This window comes from Longicatena sp., assembly GCF_982403165.1.
This window is the reverse complement of record NZ_CEVYEL010000022.1, coordinates 14,781-41,446: the sequence shown is the minus strand read 5'-3', so window position 1 is coordinate 41,446 and position 26,666 is coordinate 14,781. Positions and strand designations below refer to the sequence as shown.

General features: G+C 36.9%; 25 protein-coding genes and 2 tRNA genes. 3 read left to right on the top strand and 24 right to left on the bottom strand.

What is annotated here, in order from left to right; genetic code table 11:
* The 19 genes from AC1VS3_RS06635 to AC1VS3_RS06545 form a co-directional block, all read right to left on the bottom strand.
* On the bottom strand, positions 1–3,495 hold a 3,495-nt coding region (locus AC1VS3_RS06635), incomplete at its 3' end, for a SpaA isopeptide-forming pilin-related protein (RefSeq protein ID WP_481275554.1).
* 186 nt (positions 3,496–3,681) lie between these two features.
* Positions 3,682–4,671 carry a hypothetical protein gene (locus AC1VS3_RS06630; protein WP_008687947.1) on the bottom strand — a complete coding sequence of 330 codons (990 nt, stop codon included), beginning with the start codon at positions 4,669–4,671 and terminating at the stop codon, positions 3,682–3,684.
* A 214-nt stretch (positions 4,672–4,885) separates the two neighbouring features.
* Positions 4,886–6,307: a pyruvate kinase gene (pyk, locus tag AC1VS3_RS06625; RefSeq protein WP_008687943.1), complete on the bottom strand. Its 1,422-nt coding sequence runs from the start codon at positions 6,305–6,307 to the stop codon at positions 4,886–4,888.
* Between the two features lie 41 nt (positions 6,308–6,348).
* Positions 6,349–7,311 (bottom strand): 6-phosphofructokinase, encoded by a 963-nt coding sequence (pfkA, locus tag AC1VS3_RS06620; RefSeq protein ID WP_008687942.1) that lies wholly within the window; start codon positions 7,309–7,311, stop codon positions 6,349–6,351.
* Between the two features lie 58 nt (positions 7,312–7,369).
* Positions 7,370–8,287: an ATP-binding protein gene (locus AC1VS3_RS06615; protein WP_008687941.1), complete on the bottom strand. Its 918-nt coding sequence runs from the start codon at positions 8,285–8,287 to the stop codon at positions 7,370–7,372.
* A complete protein-coding gene (locus AC1VS3_RS06610) occupies positions 8,287–9,468 on the bottom strand; it encodes a DnaD domain protein (RefSeq protein ID WP_008978542.1) in 1,182 nt (393 codons plus the stop codon). The genes AC1VS3_RS06615 and AC1VS3_RS06610 overlap by 1 nt, the downstream gene beginning before the upstream one ends.
* Before the next feature lie 13 nt (positions 9,469–9,481).
* Positions 9,482–10,069, bottom strand: coding sequence for a dephospho-CoA kinase (gene coaE, locus AC1VS3_RS06605; RefSeq protein WP_008687939.1), 588 nt, complete (start codon positions 10,067–10,069; stop codon positions 9,482–9,484).
* Entirely contained in the window at positions 10,066–10,896 is an 831-nt protein-coding gene (gene mutM, locus AC1VS3_RS06600) for a DNA-formamidopyrimidine glycosylase (RefSeq protein WP_008687938.1), read from the bottom strand. Before mutM ends, coaE begins: the two co-directional genes overlap by 4 nt.
* Positions 10,897–10,904: 8 nt before the next feature.
* A complete protein-coding gene (gene polA, locus AC1VS3_RS06595) occupies positions 10,905–13,490 on the bottom strand; it encodes a DNA polymerase I (protein WP_008687937.1) in 2,586 nt (861 codons plus the stop codon).
* Positions 13,491–13,832: 342 nt separating this feature from the next.
* The gene (locus AC1VS3_RS06590; protein ID WP_008687935.1) at positions 13,833–14,786 is read right to left on the bottom strand and encodes a metal ABC transporter substrate-binding protein; all 954 of its coding nucleotides are present in this window, start codon (positions 14,784–14,786) and stop codon (positions 13,833–13,835) included.
* A gap of 43 nt (positions 14,787–14,829) precedes the next feature.
* Positions 14,830–15,606, bottom strand: a complete 777-nt coding sequence (locus tag AC1VS3_RS06585; RefSeq protein ID WP_008687933.1) for a site-2 protease family protein — start codon at positions 15,604–15,606, stop codon at positions 14,830–14,832.
* On the bottom strand, positions 15,575–16,153 hold the full coding sequence (locus AC1VS3_RS06580; protein WP_008687931.1) for a M23 family metallopeptidase: 579 nt from the start codon (positions 16,151–16,153) through the stop codon (positions 15,575–15,577). The genes AC1VS3_RS06585 and AC1VS3_RS06580 overlap by 32 nt, the downstream gene beginning before the upstream one ends.
* 95 nt (positions 16,154–16,248) lie before the next feature.
* Entirely contained in the window at positions 16,249–17,376 is a 1,128-nt protein-coding gene (locus AC1VS3_RS06575) for an AI-2E family transporter (RefSeq protein WP_008687928.1), read from the bottom strand.
* Positions 17,377–17,442: 66 nt separating this feature from the next.
* Positions 17,443–18,219 (bottom strand): septum site-determining protein MinD, encoded by a 777-nt coding sequence (minD, locus tag AC1VS3_RS06570; protein ID WP_008687926.1) that lies wholly within the window; start codon positions 18,217–18,219, stop codon positions 17,443–17,445.
* Positions 18,198–18,770, bottom strand: coding sequence for a hypothetical protein (locus AC1VS3_RS06565; protein WP_008687924.1), 573 nt, complete (start codon positions 18,768–18,770; stop codon positions 18,198–18,200). The genes minD and AC1VS3_RS06565 overlap by 22 nt, the downstream gene beginning before the upstream one ends.
* A complete protein-coding gene (locus tag AC1VS3_RS06560; protein WP_008687923.1) occupies positions 18,743–19,297 on the bottom strand; it encodes a hypothetical protein in 555 nt (184 codons plus the stop codon). Before AC1VS3_RS06560 ends, AC1VS3_RS06565 begins: the two co-directional genes overlap by 28 nt.
* A 1-nt stretch (position 19,298) precedes the next feature.
* The gene (mreC, locus tag AC1VS3_RS06555) at positions 19,299–20,138 is read right to left on the bottom strand and encodes a rod shape-determining protein MreC (RefSeq protein WP_008687921.1); all 840 of its coding nucleotides are present in this window, start codon (positions 20,136–20,138) and stop codon (positions 19,299–19,301) included.
* Between the two features lie 50 nt (positions 20,139–20,188).
* On the bottom strand, positions 20,189–20,866 hold the full coding sequence (gene radC / locus AC1VS3_RS06550; RefSeq protein WP_008687920.1) for a RadC family protein: 678 nt from the start codon (positions 20,864–20,866) through the stop codon (positions 20,189–20,191).
* Positions 20,856–21,263, bottom strand: coding sequence for an SPOR domain-containing protein (locus AC1VS3_RS06545; protein ID WP_008687918.1), 408 nt, complete (start codon positions 21,261–21,263; stop codon positions 20,856–20,858). The genes radC and AC1VS3_RS06545 overlap by 11 nt, the downstream gene beginning before the upstream one ends.
* A 243-nt stretch (positions 21,264–21,506) precedes the next feature.
* Between AC1VS3_RS06545 and AC1VS3_RS06540 the strand changes: the two genes are divergently transcribed.
* Positions 21,507–21,594: transfer RNA gene (locus tag AC1VS3_RS06540), tRNA-Ser, on the top strand.
* Between the two features lie 50 nt (positions 21,595–21,644).
* On the opposite strand, the gene AC1VS3_RS06535 is transcribed toward AC1VS3_RS06540, so the two are convergent.
* Positions 21,645–23,249: an ABC1 kinase family protein gene (locus AC1VS3_RS06535; RefSeq protein ID WP_008687916.1), complete on the bottom strand. Its 1,605-nt coding sequence runs from the start codon at positions 23,247–23,249 to the stop codon at positions 21,645–21,647.
* The gene (locus AC1VS3_RS06530; protein ID WP_008687914.1) at positions 23,233–23,532 is read right to left on the bottom strand and encodes a phasin family protein; all 300 of its coding nucleotides are present in this window, start codon (positions 23,530–23,532) and stop codon (positions 23,233–23,235) included. The genes AC1VS3_RS06535 and AC1VS3_RS06530 overlap by 17 nt, the downstream gene beginning before the upstream one ends.
* Positions 23,533–23,717: 185 nt before the next feature.
* Between AC1VS3_RS06530 and AC1VS3_RS06525 the strand changes: the two genes are divergently transcribed.
* The gene (locus AC1VS3_RS06525) at positions 23,718–23,933 is read left to right on the top strand and encodes a hypothetical protein (RefSeq protein WP_008687912.1); all 216 of its coding nucleotides are present in this window, start codon (positions 23,718–23,720) and stop codon (positions 23,931–23,933) included.
* A 52-nt stretch (positions 23,934–23,985) separates the two neighbouring features.
* Positions 23,986–24,591 carry a hypothetical protein gene (locus AC1VS3_RS06520; protein WP_008687911.1) on the top strand — a complete coding sequence of 202 codons (606 nt, stop codon included), beginning with the start codon at positions 23,986–23,988 and terminating at the stop codon, positions 24,589–24,591.
* Between the two features lie 53 nt (positions 24,592–24,644).
* Here the strand turns inward: AC1VS3_RS06520 and AC1VS3_RS06515 are convergent, their stop codons facing one another.
* From AC1VS3_RS06515 to AC1VS3_RS06505, 3 genes are all read right to left on the bottom strand, one after another.
* Positions 24,645–25,397, bottom strand: a complete 753-nt coding sequence (locus AC1VS3_RS06515; RefSeq protein WP_008687909.1) for a PHP domain-containing protein — start codon at positions 25,395–25,397, stop codon at positions 24,645–24,647.
* A gap of 3 nt (positions 25,398–25,400) precedes the next feature.
* Positions 25,401–26,240 (bottom strand): DegV family protein, encoded by an 840-nt coding sequence (locus AC1VS3_RS06510; RefSeq protein ID WP_008687907.1) that lies wholly within the window; start codon positions 26,238–26,240, stop codon positions 25,401–25,403.
* 191 nt (positions 26,241–26,431) lie between these two features.
* Positions 26,432–26,507, bottom strand: a tRNA-His gene (locus AC1VS3_RS06505).
* Positions 26,508–26,666: the final 159 nt, after the last annotated feature.

Below are 26,666 nucleotides of genomic sequence, written 5' to 3'. Positions count from 1 at the left end.
ATCACTTATTATTGGTACTTTTCCATCTTTTGATGACGTCGCAGTTTCAATACATTCATCCTTGCGAATTAACATTTTGCCATCTACCGATACGATATCTTGCATGGCATACAGTTTAAATTCTGCATTTGCTAAAGGTTGTTTCGTATCTTTATCAAGTTTTTGTACATCAAGATGAACTTTCTGCCGTTTATTCTCAAACATACCCGCCAAAGCAAACACAATAGGCACCTCTTGGGTTTCATATTGTAGAGAAACATCATGTACTTCATTGGTTTGTATGAATCCTTCTGGCGCCTGCTGTTCTTTCACCATGTAGTTTCCAAGTGGTAACAAGTTAGAATGCGCCATACCGTTTTTATCGGTTTTAATGCTTTCCACTAATTGGTTTTTCTTATACAAAAGTGTCCCGCTGTTATCTGGAGCAAAAATATCTTCTTTAGCAAATATTGCAAATTGAGCATTTGGCAACTTTCTTGTTTCATATACAAATTGTACATTTCCTTTACCATCTTTTTTTACATCAGTCAAAACTTCTCCTTGTTTTTCTACGCTTATTTTCCCTTTAACCGAGATATCTTTCATGATGATGCAAATAACAGGAGTTGTACCATCTGGCAATGTTTCATACGCCACATTGGAACTGACTTTAAATTTTACGGGTGTCGTGTTTACCAAATAAGGTTTTGGAGCATTAGTTTCTTCTAATTGATAATTCCCTGGTTCTAAAACATCTCCAGTCATTACCGTACCACTTTCATCACTTGTCCAACTATCAACATAATGAGGGAAAGGATTCCATTCCCAATAACCAAAATATGAATTAGTATCTAAGTTTTTTATCTTAAAGGTTGCGCCAGAAACAGCAATGGTTTTTTGTGTCTGCGCATCTTGTTTGATGATAGATATCACAGCATGGAATTTCTTATCATTGAAAATACGCCACGTTTGTGGTTCTCGCTTATCTTCTTTTATGATAACCGTAAAGTCGTCAATCCTGTAATGCTCATCAGGTACCTTTGTTTCTCTTACGATATATTCTCCATAAGGTAATTCATCACTTAATGCATAGCCTTTCTGATCAGTTTTCATGATAGCTACGGTTTTACCTTCTGCATTTTTCGCAATTGGTGCTTTATCCCATGAACCAGCTTTATTTACATCTGCTTTTAATTTGATTGTAAATTCCGCACATTCTAATAGATCAGTCTCCCCAGACCCATGATCTGATATTTTAATAAGTTCAAATGCTTGTGCTTTCACTCTTTCTAAAACAGTCTGTTTCTTGGTAATGATTGCTTCACTTTGATTTACATAGTCAAGAATAACATTGTATGTTGTAGTATCTAAAGTATAGCCTTTACTTGGAGTAATTTCTTTAATGTAATAAGCACCTAGATATAAACCATCTTTTGATGCATTACCATCTGCATCCGTCGTCATAGTAGCCACTTTATCATCTGGCTTATAAAGAATCTCACCATCTGCTGGATCCAAGATATTGTCTTTTGCATAGATACCATAAATCGCATTCGCAAGAGTAGCATCACCCAATGGCTGCTTCCCTGTCTTACTATCTTCCTTACTTATCATTATCTTTCCAGGTGTTCGTACATTAGCAAATTCCGCTGTATAAGTTTTTCCTTCTTCACGTATCTGATACTTAATTTTGGTTTCTGAGTACGCATAACCATAAGGTGCTGTTTTTTCTTTCAAATAATAATCACCATAACGCAATAGATCCGTTTTAGCCTTACCAGCGCTATTTGTAGTGATGGTATCAATGAAAGAGTCATCAGATGCCCTATATACTTCAAACACGGTATGTGCTTTTACGATTGTCTTACCTGACTTACTATCTTTCTTCACTACCTGAATATATCCTTCAATCGGCTTATCTTCAACTGTGACTTGGCTATTTTGATCTTCAGTTTTGATTGTGGCATTATAAGTACGTGTACTCAATACATATCCTTCTGGAGCTACGATTTCTTTTATGGTATAACTTCCATAAGTTAATGCTTTAGATCTTACATAAGTACCAGCTTTTGTCGTTAATTGTTGCACTTCTTTTCCGTCAGCATCATAAATGCCATAGATTGCTCCACCGATAGATGCACCATTCAAGCTATCTTTCTTCTTAATTTCGATATAGCCTTCAATTGGTTTATCTTCTGCATTAATGGTGATAACTTCTTCATTTTCTGAAACCGTCACAGGATATTTTGTTGAATTTAAGACATATCCTTCAGGAGAAGCAATCTCTTTCACATAATAATTACCAAAGCGTAGATAGCCAGATTCTGCATATCCTGTAGCTCTGGTAACTAAACGCTGTAATTCTTGGTTTTGTTCATTATAGATACCGTAAGTAGCACCTTCGATTTGTTTTCCATTCTTACTATCAAATTTCCGTAATTTTAATTTGCCTTGTTTCCATTTGTTTGTAGCTGTATAAGTAGCTGTTTTATTAGCTTCAATAGTAACTGAATGGATTGTATTATCTAAAATCAGATGATTAGGAACTTTTGTTTCTTGAATGTAGTATTTGCCTGGAAGTAATTCATTAGCAGTAACTGTTCCATCTTCTCCGGTTGTATAAGTACCTACAGAAGAACTCATATCTTCATTTTTAGATACCTTAAAACTGGTACCTGCTACTTTATTCCCATCTTCATCTATTTTAGCAAGTTTAAGAGAGCCATATTTATTCACCTTTACATCAATATATGCAAAAGTAGGGTCATTCACCAAAAATACTGCCGTCTTTTGATGACCTGCAACACCATCCCAATACATAATGGAATCTCCTTGTTTTGATGATGGTACATTTGATAAGATAATTTCTGAATTATCTTTCGCAGATGCAGTTGCAGTAATGGTTAATTTGTTGCCACTCTTAGTCACGCTCAATCCATCACTTGATTTTACGTTATATTTAGATAAAATTCCTTTTGTATCAGTCAAGGTAATTGATTCACCAATATCTAAAGTATAAGAATTACTATCAAATGATGGTTTTGTGTAATAATCATTAACATCATCCATGATCTGATTTTCAAGAGAAGTCATACTCTCACCACTAACCTGAATATAGTCACGGCGATAACCTAAGACCTTTTCCCAAATCAAATTCTGTGTAGCGGCTGCCCACTTCTTATCGGTTCTACCACTATAGCCATAACCATAATAAGAGATATGGGATAGCTTTTTAATTAATGTTTGAGATAAAGTTTTATCTATATCGTGTATCCCATAAGATACTCCTTCTGGATATCCTACCCCTGGTTCAATACAGTACACATGTTCACCATCACGATATAGCATAGCACCTTGTCCATACGCTTCACCAGCCATACTCCAACCATCCATATACTTTAATGATGTATTTCCTGCAGCATGTATAGGGGCACTATTATTTAACATCGTTGTCAAACACACCGTTCCTGCCAAGGCTAGTTTTGGCAATTTTTTTAATTTGTCTAATAAGCCCATTTCACATTTCCTCCTTTATTGCTTATCTCTGTAACCCTCTTTCATTCAAAAAGCCCAGCAATGCCGGGCTATGGTGGTTTCATCCTAAAATAGTACATGTTATTTATTTTCCTCCTTGCAGCAATAGAAAAAGAGAGCGATTGCTCTCTTTACATATACATAATATTTTAATTTATTTTTCTAAGTTTAATGTTCCATATCCCAAAAGATTGTATAAGCTTGGACATGATTTATATTATTAAATAAAGGACCGGCAGTAAAACCCTTCATCCAGTATGGACTTTTCCTATCTAATGCCAGTCTTTCGCCATCATCCATTGCAGCTTCTATCGTTGGATAAACACCATAACCTCCTTTATAATTCAAAATCGCATTACAAGGTTTGTAAGGATCTTTTCCTAACGGACATAATTTCCCATCATCTTTCTTATTACCGGAAGGTTTATCCGTTTTATTTCCTGAAGAAGACGTATCATTCTTAGCAGGTGCCTTATTTGTGCTATTTGATTCATTAGATTTATTCGTATTGTTTGTAATATTGGTGTTGTTGTTATTAGACTGTCCCGAAACATTCGATGTATTAGAATTGCTAACTCCATTATTTGTAGGTTCACTTACAGGTCTCACAACCTTCTTTTTCTTTACCACAACTTTGAAGCTTTCTTTTGCTTCATTACCATTTACATCTTTTGCAAATACCATCACTTCATAGGTTCCTGCTTTTTTTGTGTTCAGTTTGCCGCTATCTATATAATAACCATTCTTTTCAGTTTTCTTATCACTATATGCTAAATCACCATCTACAGGATCTTTTACAGTTTTTATATTATTTCTAACATCGTATTTCTCGCCTGCATTTAGAGTAACAACTTTTTTCTTAAACTTTATGATTGGATATGCGGTATCCTCAACATCTATCACCATTTGTTTTTCAAGAGTTCTGCTTCCATCTGTAAATGTAACTTTCACTTCTTGTCGTCCTATTTTATTAATATCTAGATCCTCAATCTTAGAAACGCTCACATTCTTGTTCGATTTCTTAGCATCAATCAAAACATTCTTATGAATCGCATGACCATACTCAATAACGATGTTGTCATTTATCGTTACATCAAGCTCTGGTGTACAGCCAATACAGAACACACATAAAATGAAAAGATATCTCAACTTTTTCATATTCTCCCTCCTATACCATCACTATATCATATTTCCTTACTTTTCTATAATATAATTTCCATAATAAAATTCTTATAAAATCTTCATGACTCAGCCTGAACACTTTTTGACATTATCATTGTAACATGGAAAGATGTGCAGAAAACTTGCAATTCACTGGCAAAAAACTCGCAAAAAAAAGACACACACGAATTATGCATGTCTAGAAGTCAATTTATTTTACTTCAATAATCTTCATGGTATTTGTTGCACCATTTCCAACAGGATATCCCGCAACTATAATAATTGTTTCGCCAACTTTGATTCCATGTTCTTTAGCAATTGCACGTGCCAGTTCACATTCATTGTTCTGATTATTTGCAATTTCAGAAAGAACAGTTGTAACACCCCAGTTCATAGCTAATGAACGTTGTGTCTTTTCATCGAAAGTAACAGCAATTACTGGTGCCTCCGGACGGAATTTAGAAATACGGCGTGCCGTTGTACCACTCTGTGTAAAAGCAATTACCGCAGCAACATCCAATGCCATAGCTGTATCTGCTACAGAAATAGCGATTGCATCATTTTTTGTACGCTGTGAAGTTTTAATACTTGCTTTTAAACGTTCACGATATGGTAACGTTGGTTCCATCACCTTAGCAATGCGATCCATCGTCTGTACAGCTTCAATTGGATAAGCGCCGGCAGCTGATTCACCACTCAGCATAATTGCATCTGTTCCATCTAACACAGCATTGGCAACATCACTTGCTTCTGCACGTGTAGGGCGTGGATTTCCTTGCATACTTTCTAACATATGTGTTGCTGTAACAACTGGTTTTCCCATTTCATTTGCCGTTTTAATAATCTGTTTCTGATAAATTGGTACTAATTCCAATGAAACATCAACACCTAAGTCACCTCTGGCAACCATAACACCATCCGCAACATCTAAGATTTCTCTTAAATTATCGAAACCTTCTTGATTCTCGATTTTTGGAATAATCTGAATATCTGGTTTTCCTTCTTCACGAAGAATTTTACGGATTGCCAACACATCTTCTTTACGTCTAGTAAAAGATGCAGCGATATAGTCAACACCCATTTTACATCCGAAACGGATATCAGCATCATCTTTTGCAGAAATAAACGGCATGCTTAAACGCACTCCTGGCAAGTTACAGCCTTTTCTGCTTTTCAATGTATGTGGATTCTCGATACGGCATTTTAATTCGCCTTCTCTTTTTTCAAGAATTGTCAGACGGCATTTACCATCATCAATTAAAATCGTTCCATTCACTTCTACATCGTTAAATACTTCTGGACATTGAATGTGGAATTTTTCATGTGTTCCCAACATTTTTTCACGTACGATGGTAATAATTTCTCCTGTTTCATACGTTTCAGATCCATTTTCAAAGTCACCTAAACGAACCTCTGGTCCTTTTGTATCTAATAAGATTGCAACATTCTTTCCTGTTTCTTTAACAACTTCGCGAATGTTTTTGATACGGTTACCATGTTCTTCATAATCCCCGTGAGAGAAGTTCAAACGGATGATATTCATACCGTTTTCAACCAGCTTCGTCATCATTTCTTTGCTTTCGGATGCTGGCCCGATCGTACAAATAATTTTAGTTTTTCTGTTTTCAATCATAAACTGTTTCCTTTCCTAATAACCTATTTACCTTTTATATGCTATACCAGACGCTCAAACAGATTCTGCAACTTCTTACGTGATTCTCTTGGCGTATTCAATGCCTCTTCAATAGGAACTGCAATAATCTGATTGTCTTTAATGCTGACACATTGTCCTCCAATACCCTGCATCAGCAAATCAACTGCTTTTTCACCCATACGGCTCGCTAACACACGATCCGTCGGTGTTGGTGATCCTCCACGCTGTACGTGGCCTAACACGGTGGCTCTGCCGGAAAACCCGGTATTTAAACTTACCTTCTTGGCAAATTGGTGAACATCGGTAATTTTTTCTGAAATCACAACAATTGCATGACGTTTCTTTTTGATCAAATCTAAATCACGCAATCTCTCCAGCACTTCGCCTTCCTCAAAGCCGGTTGAAGATGTAATAACGATTTCAGCACCGCACGCAATGCCTGACCAAATGGCCAAATCACCACAGCGGTTTCCCATGACTTCAACAATGGAGCATCGATGATGAGAGCTTGATGTGTCTCGCAATTTATCGACTGCTTCAACTATTGTCGTTAAGGCTGTATCAAAACCAATCGTAAAGTCCGTACAAGTGATGTCATTATCAATTGTGCCAGGTAAACCGATACAATTAATACCCATTTCAGTCAGTGCTAAAGCACCACGATAGGAACCATCACCACCGATAACAACGATTGCTTCTATTCCACGTTTTTTCAGCTGCTGCACTGCTTTTTCGCGTACATCCGGATCTTTAAATTCCGGCAATCTAGCAGAGCCTAGAATCGTTCCGCCGCGATCGATGATCTCACCGACACTGGCTTTTGTTAAAGGTTCAATATATCCCTCTACCATACCCTTGTATCCATCATAGATACCAAAGACTTCGATTCCACTGTTCAGTGCAACTCTTGTGACGGCGCGAATTGCTGCGTTCATTCCCGGTGCATCTCCACCAGAAGTTAAAACACCTATGCGTTTTACCATAAAAATTCCTCCATTCACGGTTATTATGATACCATTTTCTTACAATTTTTACTAGCATTTATTTCCTTCTTGAATTACCTTTTACAAAAATTTCAGTTGATAATGTAGAAATTCGCTCTAAAAGCCGTTCTGCAGCCATTGGCTCCATCTGTTTTCCATTACCCAGTGCCCATTTTTCCTTTAATTCCTGCATCCGATAATTACTTGTAAAAATTGTTAATTTCTTACCTTCCATACGCCCATCTAAGATAGGCAATAGGATATCATCACGACTCCATGAGGTAACACTTTCTCCACCAATATCATCCAAAACTAAAACATCTACATGCCGTATACTAGCCAGTTTTGCTTCCATAGCTAGCGGTTCTTGAAACATCATTTTTAAATCAGATATGAGCTTTGGTACATTGACAAAAGATACACTACGCTTTTTTTTCGCAAAATAATTACACATACCGGCGGCTAAATAGCTTTTCCCTGCTCCCGGTTTCCCCCATAAGTATAACCCTTTTGAGCTATCTTCATCCATGATGGTCTGCAATACCTGCATGACAACGCCTTTATATTCACCGCTTTCTTCTTTTAGATCCAGTTTTGCCAGATCCACACATAAATAGGATTGTGGCATATCACATTGGCGATATTGTTTTTCATGCGCATATAACTTTTGTTGTTCGATTTGATAATGACAAGGCACCAGTACATTTTGTAAGATACCATCATAGCGTAACTCCATACGTGTTCCTGTCATCGGTTGACGACAAAAGCTTATGCCCTGGCAATGCTCACATTTCTTCATTACATCGCAATAATCTTGAAATCTTCCACTATGTGCTTCGACAAAAGCAGCAGTTTGATCATACTGTTTCAGCCATTGTTTAATCTGTGGTTGCTTTATAAGAGCAGCCACACGCTTTTGTTTTGCTTTTTTTTGTTCTTCACTTAATGTGAAGGAAAACTCCACAGGTTCCATCATTATTCACCTCGCAGTCGCTCCATCATCTCTTCTAATTCTTTATCATCTACCGTCTTGTTAGCCTTTTCACTGCCTTCATCCTCTTGTTGAAACCATTCCGGCAGTTCCTTCTTCTTTGTTTTAATTGGTTTTTGTTCTTCTTCCTTAATATGTGCTAATGCTTTTTCACTCGTATCAATGTTTAAACGTACCCAAACACTAGCGATTTTTTCAACATATGACTTACTGAAACGCTGATTTGTTTTTTCCAATACATATTCAATCAATACATTTACAACTTCTGGTTTCATCTTAAAATCAGTGATTAGCGTTTCTATCAAATAGGCATCACTGCGGCTAACTTCAATCCCATGCTGCTTACTTTGTAAAAAGCGCACCGGTGGTAAAGCATATGGATTTTTCACATCAAGATCAACCATAACACTGCGTTTGGCATTGCGCACCTTACGTTTCAATAGTTCGGCATTTAATGTATTATCTTTTAAATTCATACTTTGCGATACATATTTTCGCATATCCATTTCTGAAATACCATGAATAGTGGCCAATTCTCCAATTAAGCGAAGATTTTTTTGATTGCGACAGGTAAGCGGAAACAGTGTTTTTGAATATCCTGTTAAAAAGCGATCATAATTGAAACTTAATGGAATATCGCTCATCCGCTGCATATCATCCTCATCTGGCTTTAATTTCTGAAAATTCTCTTCTTCACTGTCTTTCCACTGATCTTTAATGATATTTTCAAAAGGCATGGTGATTTCCTGATATTCTTCCTTATCTTCCAAATCATGAGCAAAGCACAGTTTATTGAATTCATATACCTGTTTTCCCATTTGTTTAAGATATAAACGGCCAAACACCTCATGTCGTAAGAATGTATTACCTTCTTTTGGCATGAATACCTGATAAACATATTGATCATCAACAGCACGATAATACGTTTTTACTAACAGATATTGTTCCAAAATATGGCGATTTTTCTCAATGACCTCTTTGCTGAGACCACTGATTTTTTCTATCAAGAGATGATTGCGTATTTTTTGGTTTCTTGTGCCAATGGCAACCATGGTGCTATAAAGTATCGCTGCATCTTGACCAATCAAAGGATAATACAGCATGACAAACGCAGCATGGCGTTCCTGTGTCATTTCGCCGATGACTTCAATGCGGCATTTCGTCATAGCCCCCACAGCATCACCTCCTAATTACTTTCAGTATATCACAAATCTGCCTTTCCAGATTTTCTTTATTCGAATTATTATACAAAACAACATCCGCTTTCGCTATCTTAGCTTCTTGCGACATTTGATGTGCTAAGCGTCGCTTCGCCTCTGCTTGTGATATATGACGATACTTCATCAAACGTTCTAATAAAAGCGAGTTTTCACAAGCCACGACCCATACAGCATCAAAAAAGGCTTCCCAACCTACTTCAAATAGCAATGGTACTTCAACAACAACGATTTTCTCATCCGCATGTAATAAGAGTTCCTGCTCAATTTTGGCTTTGATCAAGGGATGCAAGATGGCTTCAGCCTGTTGTTTATGTAAAGGATCTTTAAAAATTAAATCACTCATGAGCTGTTTATCAAGCTCTTCATGCTCATCTAGCAATTGATTACCAAAAGTCGCTATTAGCTTAAGATAACCTTCTTCTCCTTTTTCAAGGAGCTTCGCATTGATAGCATCACAATCTAAAACGGTAATACCTTTTTCTTTTAATATTGCGATCACACTGGATTTACCAGCTCCCATCACTCCGGTCAAACCTATTTTTTTCATCGTTTTCGCTGGCATGTCGGACAATAACAGGTACCTCTGGTCGCTACTGTTATTTTTTTGATTTCTCCTTGACATACCGGGCATTTCTCTCCTTTTTTCGCATGTACTTTTAATTTCAATTGAAACCTTCCATCCACGCCAAGACTTGAGGTGTAAGAACGTATTGTCGTACCTCCATAACGAATAGCCCCCTGTAAGATTCTTCTCGTTTCCTGCAACAGCCGTTCAAAATCTTTTTTTCGTAAATGATAAATCTTAGTTTCTGGATGCATACCTAGTGCAAAGCAAATTTCATCAGCATAAATATTACCAATTCCTGCAATTACGCTTTGATCCAGTAGAGCAGCTTTTAATACGATCTTTCGTTTATGTAATGCATGATATAAATAAGTGGGTGTTAAACGTTCATCAAAGGCATCTAAGCCAATATTTTGAAAGCATGGATACTGATGGATATCCTTACGTTTCTCATATAAATACATTTTGCCGAATTTGCGAGTATCATGATAGCGCAATTGTCTGCCATCCTGTAAATCAAACAGCACATGCACATGCTTATCATAAGGCTCATCACTTTTTTGAATATAAAACTTCCCTTCCATGCGCATATGGGCAATCCACATCATGGAACCTAAATCAAATAATAAATACTTACCATAACGTTCATAATGCTGAATCGTTTTGCCTTTGATCTGTGCACAGAACGTTTGGGGTGTAGGATAAGCAATAATGTTATCCCATAATACATGACAATCCTTGATCGTCACATTGCCCAGTTGATGTTCTAAGGTCCTGACTACAGTTTCTACCTCAGGTAATTCTGGCATATCTTCACCTACTTTGCATCATACCAACTCTTGCCGATATTTGCTTGTGCAATGAGCGGTACTTTTAATTTCATAACATTTTGCATGCCTTCTTCTACAATTTGTGTCATCTTATCAATTTCATCTTCACATACATCAAAGATAAGCTCATCATGAATCTGTAAAATCATACGCGATTTCACCTTTTCTTCCTGCATTTTTTGATAGATGTGTATCATCGCCATTTTAATCAGATCTGCAGCGCTTCCTTGTATTGGTGCATTCATAGCCGCCCGTTTTCCAAATTCACGCATCATATAATTTTTATCTGCTATCTCTTTTATGTAACGACGTCGATTATATAATGTTTTCACATAGCCATGTTCTTCACAGTAAGCAATAGTCGCATCCATAAAGGTTTTGATCTTCGGATAGGAAGCAAAGTATTTTTCAATAAAGGTATGAGCTTCTTTCCGTGAAATGCCCAATTGCTCACTTAGACCGAAATCACTTTGTCCATAGACAATACCAAAATTCACGGTTTTCGCACTGCGACGCATATTGGCATCTACTTCATCATGTGAAACATCAAATATTTGCATGGCTGTTTTGGTATGAATATCGATATCATGGTTAAACGCATCGATCATCTGTTCCTCATCTGCCATATGTGCCAACATCCGCAATTCAATCTGTGAATAATCAGCAGATAACAGAACATGTCCCTCACTTGCCACAAAGGCTTTGCGGATACCTTTTCCTTCTTCATTACGTACGGATATATTTTGTAAATTAGGTTCTGAAGACGATAATCGTCCCGTCTGTGTCTGAATCTGATTGAAAAGCGTATGTATTTTCCCATCTGCCAAAATATGTTTTGCCAAACCGATTGCATATGTACTATAAATCTTCTGATATTTGCGATGCTCCAACAACAGAGGAATGATTGGATGTACATGCACAAGTTTTTCTAAGACATCGGCTGCTGTACTACGTTTCTTGCCTGCCTTTAAACCTAATTCATCATACAATACAGATGCCAACTGCTTAGGTGAATTGATATTGAACTCCATCCCTGCTATTTCATAAATCTGCAAACTTAACGCGTTGATCTTAGCTTCTGTTTCATCGGCAATTTTTTGTAAAACTGCCTTATCACAATATACGCCTTCTTTTTCCATGGCATACAATACGCGCGTTAATGGCATCTCAATTGTATCAAACAAATCCTTCATTTCCATTTCTTGCAAGGTTTCATCTAATAAAGCTACAATACTATATAAATTTTCTGCCTGCAACATAGCATATTTGCTTTGTTGCGCAAAATCGATGAGTTTTGGCTTCCCTTTTTTGCCATAGATATCCTCTTTATGAATACTTTGATCAAAGTGATATTTTTCTGCCAACTTCTCATAATCAGAAATGGTTTGATCAACTAAAAAGGCTGCCAGCATAATATCAAAGTTCACATCTGCTGCGATTAGGTTATTTTTATGACAAGCATGATAGAAGTTTTTCGCATCATAAACCGCCTTGTCATTTTTTGTAGCTAGATACTGTAAAAACGCCGGATCTTTTCTTGCATCTTCTAAAGTGATGTATTCATTTTTATTTTCTTTGCTTAATGCAAAACCATATAATGTAGCATCATAATAATTTTCATTATCGATATCTGCATAAACAACACTATGTCCATCATAAAATGCTTCTGATATCTTTTGCACTACTGCATAGGTTCCATCACGCGTTACCTCTTCTTTTTTACGTGTATTTTTTGCAAAACTATTCATTTCATATTTTATATAAAAATCATGCAGTTCTTCTTTGGGAGGCTGCAGCATCAACGCTGTAATATCAATAGGCAAGGTTTCATCGGTTTTAATTGTTGCCAGATATTTTGATAAAAAGGCTTTTTCCCTATCTGTTTCCAATTTTTCTTTCAGTTTTCCTTTGATTTCCTCAATGTGAGCATAAACATTATCAACGGTATCATATTCCTTTAACAGTTTTAATGCTGTCTTTTCGCCAATACCTTTTACCCCTGGGATATTGTCTGCACTATCTCCCATCAATGCTTTCAAATCGATAATCTGTGAAGGCTTAATCCCCATTGTCTCCATCAATTTTTCTTCATTCATGACCTCAATTTCACTGATACCTTTTTTCATTAGATAGACATCGGTCGTAGGATCAATCAATTGTAATAAATCTCGATCACTTGATAAAATATGAATCTCTAATTCAGGATGCTGTCGTGCCATGCAGCCTATGATATCATCTGCCTCAATACCATCGCATTCATAACGCTGTAAACCATACGCATCCAAATATTCACGAGCAATTGGAAACTGCACGATCAATTCTTGATCTAATTCTTTACGTGTCCCTTTATACTCCGTATAAGTTTCATGGCGAAAGGTTGGTTTTCCACTATCCCAAGCCACTAACACCATATCCGGATGTATCATATCAAAGGCTTTATTAATCATTGTGATAAAGCCATATACTGCATTTGTCGGTATTCCATTGCTGGTTTTCATCATGCGTCCATATACGGTTGCATAATAGGCACGAAACAGCATGGAATTTCCATCAATTAATAATAGTTTTTTCATAAGCTCCTCCATATTTATTTACATTGCTTTCGATAGCATGCATTTTTATCTTTTCTTGATTATTTTACCACGTCATAGCACTTCTAGCACGCTTTCTACTTGGAAAGTAAGAAAACTTTATCCTGCTATAACACTGCTGATTGCTCTTTTTTATATGACAATCCACTACATCTTTGCTTCTTAATGAATCTTTCTTTTATGATTTCATGATGCATTTCTAAACAAAACATGTTGCAATGCCTTTACATCTTCTTCTTTATATCCTTATCCATGAGAGCGAATGGAACATGCTTAATTTGCATAGTATTACAGCAAACGCAAGAAAAAGGTCGTGTTGACCTTTTACGATGCAATGGATTCTAAGGTTTCCAAATTTTTATACATGATCGACATATAGTCTTTTCCAGCCTTTTGATCACTTTCTTTTAAACTGGATACATTATTTAACTCAACGGGAATTAAACCAAGCTCCTGGATTAATTTTTCTCTGAGCCTTACCATATCTTCTGGCAAATTAGATTCCATTGCCATATAACGCACATGATCATTTCGAATACGCTTTTTTATGATTTCTAACTGATCCTTGGTTGGCAAGGCACCATATTTTGATAAAATGACCGGATATACTTCTATACCATAAGACTTCTGCCAATTTCCAAAACTTGGCGTCATGGATACAAAAGCAATATTTTTATGCTGATCGTGAATACTTTGAAAATCGGCATCTAAACGAGCAAGATCCATTTCCAATTGATCATAATTTTCATCAAAGATCTTCTGATATACCGGATATTTATCAACCAGATAATCGCGTATATCACTCGCCATGCTGGTCATGGCAACCGGATCCATCCACAACATAGGGTCATTATCATAAGTTTCTACACTGTCAAAACTTTCTCCTTCATAATAAGGCGACTCTACGATAGCACTGACATCATTTACATAGGTCGTTGTATATCGTTGAAATTTATAGATGGCACTTTTAGTAGCCAAATCTACCATATCCGTCTCTTTACGAATATCATCCGCATACATCTGCATATAAGGCTCTAAGGAGCCAATGTAAAACAATGCATCTGCAGATGCTAGAATATCCTTATAATTCGCTTTGATCTGTGCTCGTTGGATCATTGTATTTTCGCTTATATCCTGACTTTTTACATTATCAGCGCCAATGCGTTCTACTAAATACTGTACTGGATATACAGTGGTTGCAACACTTGGCGTTTTTTCTTCACAACCGCTTACTAAAAGAATGCTCAGCAAGGAAACAAATAGTAATTTCTTTTTCATAAGGTCTATGCCTCCTTGCCTCAAATTATAACATAATTCGCAACTATCGCCTACTCCTGTTTTCAAAGAAATACGACTTCAGCCACTCTTCCTCTTTCATCCATCCGCGCGAACATTTTAAGATATTATAGCGTCCCCGATATAAGTCATGATGCTCATGGAAAAGAGGCGGATAAGGGATTGGGTGCAGCAAACGATAATGATAGAAACGCAGTGTATCACAAGGCAAATTTTTCCAAGCGACATATTGTTCACATAGTAAACAGATGCACAATAACCACATCGAAATACCCTTACAAAAAGAAGAACACATAAAGAAAAGCAACAGCAAAAAGCTGCCGAAATAACAAATGCGATTCGCAGTTTGAAACGGAAAAAAGCAATGCAAAAAATTTTGTAACAGACGTGCTCCGTCCAAAGGATAAATCGGCAATAAATTAAATACAAGCAATGCGGCATTGATCTGTAACAGATACGTATAAAATGCCAGTGATAAAACACCTTGTTGATACAGAAAGGAAAGAAGCAATGGCTGTAACATATGAGTGAATGGACCGGCTGCTAATATAAGTGTTTCCTTGATTAAGCTGCCATAGCCAATATAAGATATTTGAGCGGCCAAACCAAAAGGATATATGATAATTTTTCGAATTGGATAATGAAAAAGCCGGGCAATCAAAATATGCGCCAGCTCATGAATGGTCAACATCATAAAAATATACAGAACGATTTTTTGCATAGGTACGATCCGTAATAGGAACAGATATGGCAACCATAAAATGGATATACTAAACGGAATTTTCCGCAAGACCTTTTTCATAGGAAATCTCCTTATTATCTTTTAGAAAATCAATCGTTATATGATTTTCATACGTGCCTAGCATCTTCCCTTTCAGAATACGTTCATCAGCCTTTACATTGACTTCTTTTAAATGTCCATAGGTTGTCACAACACCATTATCCTGTTTTAAAGATACACTGCATTCTCCAGAATCACTCCGTTGTACATGCAGTACTACACCATTAAAAACCGCATATGCACTATTTGTGCCATTTTGATATTGATTATCCTTGATTGGCGTATAGGCAGGTGCAGCACTGACAGCTTCTTCTTTTAAAGAAAACCAATTATCAAAAGGTATCCATTGTGTCAGTGAATCCAATTTGAAATTTTGAATATATGCCGGCATCTCGATCAGCTTCAGCTTGGCATTTAACATTAACGCCAACACGACCACACAAATCCCCATTGCCAGCATCACCGTATGATAAAACAGGCGAAATAGGGAGAATGAGTGTTCCTTTTCTGTTGCTTGTGTTCCTCTTCGTTTACGTATACGTTTTCTTACATCATTCAGATCGCTCATATCATCCCTCCTACAATACAGCATATGCAAAAACATAACCAACTAGAACAGGGTAACAGGATAAAAAAAAGAGGAAATGCATCCTCTTCTTGGTGTTATGTAGATGGTGTATCGTCTATTTCTGTTTTCATCGCCTGATTAAAGGTGCTATGTTCATGACGTTGTTGATACAATTCACTCGTTGTTTTAATAGCAATCACAAGTGGTACAGATACCATGATGCCGACGACATTGCCAATAACTCCTCCGGCAAATACCGCAAATAACGTAATTAACGGTCCTAATGCACTTCGTTTCTCATGAACAATTGGCGAAATGACATAGTTATCCACGTTGCTTAATACGATAATACCAATGATCAAGGCTGCCAAATTGCTTGATGGAAGTGTCAGCCCGGTCAAAATACCGATAGCATTTGCCACAGTACCGCCAATATAAGGGATTACCGCGCCAAGTGCTGAAATGATTCCAATAATCAGCCAGTCATGATGACCGACACAGTAATAAAAGGCACAATATTCAACAAAACGAATCAAAATCAATAAGGCCATGCTTTTTAAATAAACCGTAACATTTTCATCAATCTCATGTAAATAAATATCACTGTTTGGAATAAACAAATGAAAAGCTTTTTTCACATAACCTTTCATACGGTCAAAATCAAACAGCATATAAATGGCAATGATGATCGTAAATAAAATATTTGTCACATAATCCAAAATCGTACTCATCCAAGATGGCAGGCTTGATACAAGTCCCGGCATCCAATCATCATAAGCTTCCAGCAATTTAATGATATTGTCGGTTAGACTATTCACAAGTGAGAAATCTTTTAGATTACCAATTTCTTTAATCTTAAAGCTGATCCATTGCACACCTTGAATCAAGGAAGAAATGAATTCATTGATTTTCGCATATAGCATAGGCAGCAATAAGACAATCAATATCACCAAAATCACCAAAATGATGATCCATAGCAGTAAGATACTGAAATTTTTATTTAACCCTTTTGCCTTCATATATAAAACAAGCGGATTCATGATGTACGCCAAAGCAAAGCCATATAAGAATGGCTGTAAAACACTATAAGCAATACTCATCCAATTTCCCCAAATGCGCTGTGTCTGCATGAGCAGAAACAAAATGATCAAGACTCCGATGATCTTCGCCATCGCATATAAAGAGAACCGCTCATCTATTTTCCTTAATATTTTTTTCAGCATTTGAACACCTAGCTTTCTATTTGTTATTTTATCATGAACATCGTAAAAAAACTAGGAAGTTCGCCATTATCCAAACAGTTTTGCCAATATTGTTTTGGAACGATATTTTGGCAAAGCGCTGGTTTCGCCTAACAAACGCTTTACGATACAGTGAAAACAACTGTATAATTGGCTATCCTTTCGTCTTGTTAAAGGTGTTCCATGATTGTTTGCACGTATCATTTCCTCATCTTCAAACACATATCCTAAAAAATCCACTGCTAGCCATGACTTTGCTTCTTCTAATGTTATACAGATGCCTTTTTCAATAAGTCTTGGCTGCATGCGATTCACGATAAAAGAAATTTCTTCCATTCCTTCTTTCATTAGAATACCAATGACACGATCAGCATCCTGCAATGCTGTGACATCTAATGTTGTGACAACAATTGTCTTTTTGACACAGGCAATGGCCTGTAAAAAGCCACTTTCAATTCCAGCCGGAGCATCTAAGAGCACAAAATCAAATTTCTGCTTCAACGCCTCAACGATATGAGGCAACTCATGTTTTGGAAATTGATCAATATGGATAGTCTTACAGGCAGGCAACAAATATAAATTCTCTTCCCGTTTATCCTTGATGATGGCTTTTGCCAACGTACAGCGCCCATCTAACACATCCTTTAAATCAAAAATGACCCGATGTTCTAAACCAAGCATGATATCTAGATTTTTCAATCCCAGATCCATATCAATCATACAAACCGTAAAGCCTCTTTGAGCTAATAATGTTGCGATGTTTATGACGGTACTACTTTTCCCTACACCGCCTTTTCCGGAAGTTATTGCAATTGCCTCTCCCACATTCTCTCCTCCTTTAGTTGTTTCAGTTTCACTGTGCAATGCTCATAATAAACCTCTGCTGGTGAAAAAGATGTCAGATTTTGAAAGCGACTGTCACAGATGCGCACATTCCCTTGCATAGCTGAAACGTATAATTGACAATGGGCATGCAAAAGGTCCACACTCCCATACATATTTCCTAACACATACAAAGAAGCTTCGCTCACAACATAAGCCTGCTGTTCAATGGTGCCTAATAAAAGGATTGGCTCATGAAAGTGATAATGCTCTCCATTCCCTAACGTTTTCTGCAAAATCTTGATTCGCGGTTTTTCTGTTTCTACATTGCAGCCTTTCATGATGATATGACATTGTTCACAAACTTGCAAAATAGCAAGAAATTGCGCATCATTGATCTTTGGCAAATGAAAAAAGACTGCAAGCGCAGATGTATGGAAAATACTACATTGCAGCAGTCTATGATGTAATTCTTGTAAGCATGCATCAAAATCGTCAAATTCGACAAACACATGATAATCCTTATTTATTCCTTTGATTTTAATCTGAACCATTCGACCTTTTCCCCTTTTCGTATCCGACGGGCTTTCATTTCCAGATAATCGTCTTTGATTTTGATCAAATAAACAATGACCATCGCTAAGATAGCATTCGCAAGTAGGGTCAATAATTCATAGCGTTCTGCCCAAAGTGTCAAAGACATTTCTGTCATTCGCTGAAAGCTCATGTAGAAGTATATCAAAAGGTCTTTGACGAAAATTGTCACAATTGCTAGAATTAACGATTCTATTAAGGTATCGGTCATATGCTTGCTCCAAAGATGTAGCAGGCAGGCAACCAGAGTATAAACAATTGCATAAATCAGAAATGTATTCGCAAAACAGAAATCATAGATCATTCCACAGCCAAAGGCAAACAAACAGGTGTCTATCAGATTAAACTTGCGAACAGTGAGAATCATTGCACAAAAACCCAAGTTTGGAATAAACATCAATGTATCTACCAAATAAGAGTTGGGAAATAAAATCATCAAAACTTCATCGATTAGAAAACAGAAAACAACAAAGAGAAGATGTGTCATATCACTTCTCCCCCTTTGCGCCTGTAATTACACGCACCAACGTGAATTCTTGAAAATCATCAACCGGACGTACATAAATAGTCTGTCCACTTTGATTACTTAAAGCTTGAATAGAATCGACATTACCAATCAACAAGCCGCTAGGATATCCTCCACCCATGCCACTTGTAATGACCTGCATGCCTTCCTTCACTTTATCCGTATCATCATATAAATATATGACATACATGCCACGCTTGATATCATAACTTTGCAATACGCCATCAACACTTGTCTTCTTATCAATATTGATCTTAATGGAAGCTGTCGTCGTCTTGTCTTCACTCGTTAACAACTTCACGACACTGGTATGATTTGACACACTGGCAACCTTGCCGATCATACCATTTACCGATTCGACTGCCATGCCTTCCTTAACACCATCTCTTTTTCCAATATCGATGGTAATAAGATTATTCCAACTTGCCTGATCACGGGAAATCACATGTGCCCATGTCATGGTATATTTATCTTCGCTCTTTTGCAGTTTCAAAGCCGCTTCTAGTTCTGTGTTCTTACGGCGTTCGTCATCATATTTTGCCTTGTAAGAAGGATTTTGGCTAAGTTCATAGCGTAGTAAATCATTTTCTTCCTTCACGCTCCACAAATTTGCCAAATCTTGCAGCCAATCTTTTGCGGTCATTACCGGATGATCGATCAGCGCATATTTCAGCATACTGATGCCATCATAGCCTAAATTGCTTGTTAGCGTACCACTCATGCTTTTCAAAAGAACACCCAATGCCACAAAGGCCAGGATGATTCCGATTACTATTTTCTGAAGTCGATTAAATTTTGACATCTTATCACCTATTTCGTACCTCTCCATTATAAAGGGTAAAATGAAATAGTTCAATCCATAAGTCGTTTTTGTCGAAAACTTATGTACGTATTCCGTGCAACGATAATATGATCAATCAATGGAATCGCTACCATTTTCCCAGCCTCTTGAATAGCCTTTGTTAATGTGATATCAGCATCACTTGGTGTTGCATCGCCAGATGGATGATTGTGAACGCAAATAATCTTTGCACAGCCTTGTTGCATCGCCTCTTTAAAGATTTCTCGTGGATGGACACTTGCAGAAGTTAATGTGCCCATAAACATAGTACGATAACATAAGACATGATTTCTCTGATCAAGAAACAACACTAAAAAATGTTCTTGTTTAGCATAGCCGATTTCCTGATTCAACCATTCCAAAATATCCTGTGGTTCTTCAATTTGTTCCTTATGCATCACTTTATCAAAAGCAATGCGTCGGCACAATTCAAAAGCGGCATTCAATTCAATGGCTTTTGCTTTTTTAATGCCTTTGATACACATAAGCTCTTGTATACTGGCATTTCCCAGTTCTCCAAGTGTTGCTTTTAATGCTAACACCTTATCTGCCAATTCTAAAGCACTTAGCGATTGCGTACCGCTTCTGAGCAATAATGCTATTAATTCTCGGTTACTCAAAGCGTTTACTCCATACTGAATCGCCTTTTCACGTGGCCGCTCTTCTTCTTTTAATTCTTTAACTTTCATCTTTGATCCTTTCCAGTACTTCACCATATTCTTTTTTATCAATTAGGGTAGCCAACTTCGCATCCGTAATGGTTACACTTTTTTGAATATAGTTGTACTTCTTCTTTTTCAACACAGACTCTACCTTCTTTGTTTGTTTCTCATCAACATCAACACCACAAACAACCGCCGTTGTCTTTCCTTGTTTCCAAACATAAGATGATATGCCTTCCTTTTTCAGCTTTTGTTGCATATCGTCAATACTGTCTTGCTGTTTGTATAACCCCACCTGCACCATATATAATGTCCGTTTTTGTGCTTCTGCATCGGACAGTGTTGTAAACAGTGCATAGTATACGATGGAAAATACTATTGAAAACAATACTGCAAAAAACACAATTAATCGTTTATTCTCCATATGCCTTACCCTCCTACCCTTGTATATGTGTTTTGTGCATGAGAAAATGCCGATACGACAGAAACAGACAAAGAATCCCTTCCGTATACATATACGACGCAATCATGCAAAAAACGTAAAAATTGCGCACATATTTCACCAACAATTTTTTATAAAGGTTATTCCTTACAAGACATATCGTAGAAAGTAGTAAATTCTTATTGACATTTATTTGAAAATAAGTAAAATAATAAAAGTAACCTTGGAGCGTTGGCCGAGTGGTTTAAGGCACCATCTTGGAAAGGTGGCGTAGTGAAAGCTACCGTGAGTTCGAATCTCATGCGCTCCGCCATGGAAATTATCAGCCCCTACTACCGTAAGGTAATAGGGGCTTTTTTTACTTCAGCGTTTTCGTTTACGATGCTCTTTCATCACCGCAAATAACAGCCAACAGCCTAAACCAATAGCTGTAATATATCCGATGAAACCTAATGCCGGAATGCCAAATACTTTTGGGGTCATCTGTGTAGTACACAGTAATGAACTAGCCATTAACAACCCAGCACTGACAATACCAACAGTCAGCTTATTCACCATATGATTAATAGCAGTCATTGGTACATCACTGCCCATGACATCTAGATTAATTTTTAAACGTCCTTTCATAACCATTTGCATGACTTCATATAACTGAATCGGCAATCGCATGCCATAAGTAGTTGCATCATACAATTGTTTGCCATTTTTGGTCAGTTCTTTTTTTAGGTCCCACTTTTTTACCATCTTTCCTGCCACATGATTTGCCGCTATAGAAATAATGTTAATACTTGGATCTACGATTACCATAGTGCTTTCTATCGTGACTAGCCCTCTTGCGAGCATGCTAATACCTTTTGGCATCGATATTTTATGCTTATGTGCAATCGTAAAGATTTCCTGTATCGCTACACCAAGATTGATTTCTGCCAATTCCATTTGTAGATAACGGCGCATAAAGCTTTCCATATCATCATAAAACAAGGCATGATCAATTTTAGCATCATGGATACCTAAAGCCAAAACGACATCCACTAGTTTCTGGGTATCATTATTGCCAATCGCCATGACGGCGTTTTTCATTAAATCTTTATCTTGCTTGCTAAGCATGCCCATCATGCCAAAATCAATCCAGACAATCTTACCATCCCGAATACGCAAATTGCCCGGATGTGGATCAGCATGAAAAAATCCATCATCTACAATCTGTTTGATATAGTTTTCTGCTAACTTAATCGCGATTTCTTTACGGTCATAGCCTTCTTTTTCCAAAACCTCAAATTCATCGATTTGTAAGCCATTAATATATTCCATGACTAAAACACGGCTCGTGCTGTATTCCTCTTCTATCTTAGGAGCACCAATATATTGAATGTCCTCATTAAGGGCAGTAAAACGTTTGGCAAATTTAGCTTCGTTAAGAAAATCCATCTCCTCTTTGGCAGTATGCCAAAATTCATCTAAAACGATATTAATGTCTACTACACTGCCTAATATTTCATTGAGATGTAAAAGTTTACTAGCTCTTCGCACTAATGAAATATCACGTTCCATGGTCGCATAGATGTTGGGGCGCTGTATCTTAGCAACAATGTCTCGTCCATCCTTCAGTTTGGCTTTATGAACCTGAGCGATTGAAGCACTACCTAAAGGCTGTACATCAAAGTCTATAAAAACATCTTCTAGATCCATCCCATATTCTTCTTCGATGACATTACGTACCGTTTCCATATCCATGGGAGCAACATTATCTCGTAGTTTGATAAGTTCTACGCAATATCGCTCTGAAAACATATCCTGCCTTGCTGACATGATCTGTCCGATTTTGACAAAGGTAGGGCCTAGATCTTCTAAAATTTCACGAAATTTTATTGGATCGACACCTTTCGTAATCTGATGCTTTTTTAGGATACTAATGATTTGAGCAAGTCGGCGTTTACTGCTTAGACTCTTATTATTTGTCTTCTTCATCACTCTTTGCTTGCAATTCTTCAATCTTTTCTTTAATTGCCGCAAGTTCTTCCTTGCTCACCTTTTCCAGATCTTTCTTAATACCTTCTGCATCTACAGGAGTACTTAGCTTTTCTTTGACCGCATGTTTTAGTTCTTCATTTAACACTTTTCCCTGCTCTACAGTCAATTCACCTTTTTTAACTAGCTGATCTACTAATTCTTTTGCTTTTTCTGCTGTTGTAGCAGCTGCACCGATTCCGGCAAGAAATACTTTCTTTACATCATCACTAAAATTCAACATAGTAATACATCTCCTTTGGATATTTTTTATTACTTTTATTTTACCACGTTTTCTATGCTTCGGCACAAAGGAAATACTTTTTTCCTTCTGAATGATCTGCTTTCCGTATGATATGTTCCATCTTTTCAACAAAGCCTTAGAAATAGTAGACTTTTCCCTATCTTTTCGTTAAAATGAAACTGGTGATGAACATGAGGAAATATGTTTCTTTCATAAAATTTCTTGATCATGCACATATTGCTTATAACGAGGTACGCATCGTGAAACAGCCATCTTATCTAAAACGTTATTTCGAGCAATATAAAGCATATTATAAATTATTTTTGATTGGGCATAATTATGCGGGTGAGTATGAAAAATTGGAAGAAGATCTCAAAAATGTGACAAGCAAATTAACATAATTTGTCTTTTCTTTCATTCAATGTTAAAATAAGCTGCATTGGAGGCGATAATTTGAAACGATTTCGATGGATGGCAATCATCGTAGCTATGCTTATGGTATGCGCAGGCTGCAGTGAAAAAGAAAAACAACCGACACCAACTGATGTAACCAAACAATTTCTGACAGCAATCCAAAAGCAGGATGAAACAGCTTTAAAAACATCTTCTCAATGGAATCTGGCAAGCATGAAATCTTTACAGATGCAAGATGAGGATTATATAGATGGCATTGATCACGAATTGCAAAAAGCTGCACATGATACGATGTATGGATTTCAATTCACGATAAAAAAGGAAACCATAAAGGATAAAAATGCACAAGTCGCTATAATCTTAAAAACAAAAGATATTCGTAATGCTGTAAAAAAAGGGATGAAAGAAGCAGAGAAGAAAGTGGAAAAGCTCAGTAAAGATAAGAACTTTTCTGATCAAAAAGCCCAACAAGAAATACTTACCACGTTATATACTTATATTCGTGATAGTAAAGAAGAAAAAGAGCAAACTGTTACTATTTCCTTACAACAAAATGATGGTGTATGGATCGTGAAAAAGGAAAATCAAGAGTTGGAAAAAGCATTATTAGCTAACGGTGAAGAACTGATTCAATTGATTCAATAAAACAAAAGGCTGTGACAGCGGAGAACATCCGTTATCACAGCCTTCATATTATCTTAAAATCCCATTCCTACCTCTTCAGGAACGCTGGCATTACTTGCCCGTAAAACTCTAACTCCCAGCGCCTTGCACACTTGTAAAAAGTCCGCTTGCAAGCCATCATCCCCATGTTGATACCGATAAGCCATGATTGTATCATGTTCAACATAAATAGCTTTCTCTTTTAATATTTTCGCTAATTTATGAAATGTATGATCCATAGAAAAACTTGGTTTTATCTGACAAATCTTAATCGCATCAAACCCTGCAACCCCATCAAATAATTGACTTGTTAACAAGGCGTTCATAGTTTCATAATAGCGACGATATAAGAAATTAGCATTATACTTATTCCACATCATCTCATAAGATTCATTCCATGAAAAAGCAACATTATCAATAAATTCAATATTGCCGACAAAAACATCATATGGATACGCTTGCTTCAACTGCTCAAGAAAACGTTCGTGTTGCGGCAGATAACTGACACATAGACCGAATTTTATTGCTATTGGGAACTCCTCTTGCTTCATTTCATCAATAAAATTTTGATATTCACAAATAGAGCATTTGGTTATATTATTATACCATTGATTCTGACATGGATAAGTTGCCCGTATTTCCTGATACAACAATTCACATTCTTGAAACTTATAGGTTGGCTCTAACACATAAAGCTCATCAATGTGTTTCTTTTGTGCTACCTTGCTATATTCCATCAACAACGCTTTGCTGTAGGATCCCTGTAAAGATACATGTGCATCTATCATATGCTAATACCGTATCTTTTTAATGCGTCCAAAACCAATCGTGCCAGGTCCGGCATGAGACATAATAACCGCTTTAAACACTTGCTGTTCTACCGGTTGATGAATTACCTCTTCCAATTGAAGCTTTAATTCATTGCTTACCTCACGATTATCAGCATCAATGATCATCCAATCATATTCTGCCGGATCAATGTCCTTTATAACATAAGCAATTCCCTCTTTGTATGCTTTTTTCAAGGTACGTACTTTATCTACTAAATCAATTGCCCCATGTTCAACCTTTAGCAATGGTTGAATTTTTAATAAACCTGCTAACGCTGCAGCAGCTGGCGAAATTCGGCCGCCATTCTTTAATGTCGTCAAATTTTCTGGGATCAAAACGGCAAATAGGCTGCCTTCCTTCTCCAGTTTTTCTTTTACTTGTAAGCTTGTATATCCCTTTTCAAACATCTTACGGGCCGTTTGCAACATTTTGACAACAGGATAACAAACATATTCACTATCTACTACTATGACTCTTCCTTCATATGCATCAGCCAGTCCGATAGCAACATGGCAAGTTCCGCTTAGTGCTTTTGATAAAGGTAAATAAAATACTTCATCGTATGTTTGCAATAAGTCATCCCACATCCGCGTAAGATCTCCGATGATGGGCTGTGCTGTTTTTACCTGATCACCATTCTTTAATGCCTGAATGATATCTTTGTCAAATATTGTCTCTTCTTCAATAAATTCTTTTCCGTTCATGCTGATCGGCATGCGGATGACATGAATATCCAGCTCTTTTGCTTGTTCTTTGGTGATATCTGCGCTGGAATCACACATTAATGCTATCTTTTTCATGGAATCACTCCTTACGTGCAATTATAGCAATTTTACTTTAAAATCACAATACAGAATTAAGAATTACAATGTTTTCAAGGGCAGCCTCTTTGAGCTACGTCATTTCTTCTTTCTTATTTTTACGACACGTACCGTTTATCCCCATCGTCCGCGCATAAAAAAACCGGCGATGCCGGTTACCTGTTCTTATATGGGGCGGACGATGGGGATCGAACCCACGCATGACGGGACCACAACCCGCTGTGTTAACCACTTCACCACATCCGCCATGATTTCTTTCATCAGGCGAGTTATATTATATCTTATCCCTTTTTATTTGTAAATAGTTTTTTTAATTTTTTTATAAAGACAGGAATGGAATCGTAAAGTCCATTCCTGGTGTTTTCTTTAAAACGGTTGGGATCTTCGCTTACACCTTACTTTTTC

Bases quoted from the DNA above. Each gene is read 5' to 3' on its own strand.
- AC1VS3_RS06525 (WP_008687912.1), top strand. From the start codon at position 23,718: ATGAACATGAGGAAATATGTTTCTTTCATAAAATTTCTTGATCATGCA.
- AC1VS3_RS06575 (WP_008687928.1), bottom strand. From the start codon at position 17,376: ATGCTGAAAAAAATATTAAGGAAAATAGATGAGCGGTTCTCTTTATAT.
- AC1VS3_RS06585 (WP_008687933.1), bottom strand. From the start codon at position 15,606: ATGAAAAAGGTCTTGCGGAAAATTCCGTTTAGTATATCCATTTTATGG.
- AC1VS3_RS06610 (WP_008978542.1), bottom strand. From the start codon at position 9,468: ATGACGAAATGCCGCATTGAAGTCATCGGCGAAATGACACAGGAACGC.
- AC1VS3_RS06510 (WP_008687907.1), bottom strand. From the start codon at position 26,240: ATGAAAAAGATAGCATTAATGTGTGATTCCAGCGCAGATATCACCAAA.
- mutM (WP_008687938.1), bottom strand. From the start codon at position 10,896: ATGCCAGAATTACCTGAGGTAGAAACTGTAGTCAGGACCTTAGAACAT.
- mreC (WP_008687921.1), bottom strand. From the start codon at position 20,138: ATGTCAAAATTTAATCGACTTCAGAAAATAGTAATCGGAATCATCCTG.
- AC1VS3_RS06545 (WP_008687918.1), bottom strand. From the start codon at position 21,263: ATGGAGAATAAACGATTAATTGTGTTTTTTGCAGTATTGTTTTCAATA.
- AC1VS3_RS06590 (WP_008687935.1), bottom strand. From the start codon at position 14,786: ATGAAAAAGAAATTACTATTTGTTTCCTTGCTGAGCATTCTTTTAGTA.
- polA (WP_008687937.1), bottom strand. From the start codon at position 13,490: ATGAAAAAACTATTATTAATTGATGGAAATTCCATGCTGTTTCGTGCC.
- AC1VS3_RS06580 (WP_008687931.1), bottom strand. From the start codon at position 16,153: ATGAGCGATCTGAATGATGTAAGAAAACGTATACGTAAACGAAGAGGA.
- pyk (WP_008687943.1), bottom strand. From the start codon at position 6,307: ATGATTGAAAACAGAAAAACTAAAATTATTTGTACGATCGGGCCAGCA.
- coaE (WP_008687939.1), bottom strand. From the start codon at position 10,069: ATGAAAAAAATAGGTTTGACCGGAGTGATGGGAGCTGGTAAATCCAGT.
- pfkA (WP_008687942.1), bottom strand. From the start codon at position 7,311: ATGGTAAAACGCATAGGTGTTTTAACTTCTGGTGGAGATGCACCGGGA.
- AC1VS3_RS06530 (WP_008687914.1), bottom strand. From the start codon at position 23,532: ATGTTGAATTTTAGTGATGATGTAAAGAAAGTATTTCTTGCCGGAATC.
- AC1VS3_RS06560 (WP_008687923.1), bottom strand. From the start codon at position 19,297: ATGACACATCTTCTCTTTGTTGTTTTCTGTTTTCTAATCGATGAAGTT.
- AC1VS3_RS06615 (WP_008687941.1), bottom strand. From the start codon at position 8,287: ATGATGGAACCTGTGGAGTTTTCCTTCACATTAAGTGAAGAACAAAAA.
- AC1VS3_RS06535 (WP_008687916.1), bottom strand. From the start codon at position 23,249: ATGAAGAAGACAAATAATAAGAGTCTAAGCAGTAAACGCCGACTTGCT.
- radC (WP_008687920.1), bottom strand. From the start codon at position 20,866: ATGAAAGTTAAAGAATTAAAAGAAGAAGAGCGGCCACGTGAAAAGGCG.
- AC1VS3_RS06630 (WP_008687947.1), bottom strand. From the start codon at position 4,671: ATGAAAAAGTTGAGATATCTTTTCATTTTATGTGTGTTCTGTATTGGC.
- AC1VS3_RS06515 (WP_008687909.1), bottom strand. From the start codon at position 25,397: ATGATAGATGCACATGTATCTTTACAGGGATCCTACAGCAAAGCGTTG.
- AC1VS3_RS06565 (WP_008687924.1), bottom strand. From the start codon at position 18,770: ATGGTTCAGATTAAAATCAAAGGAATAAATAAGGATTATCATGTGTTT.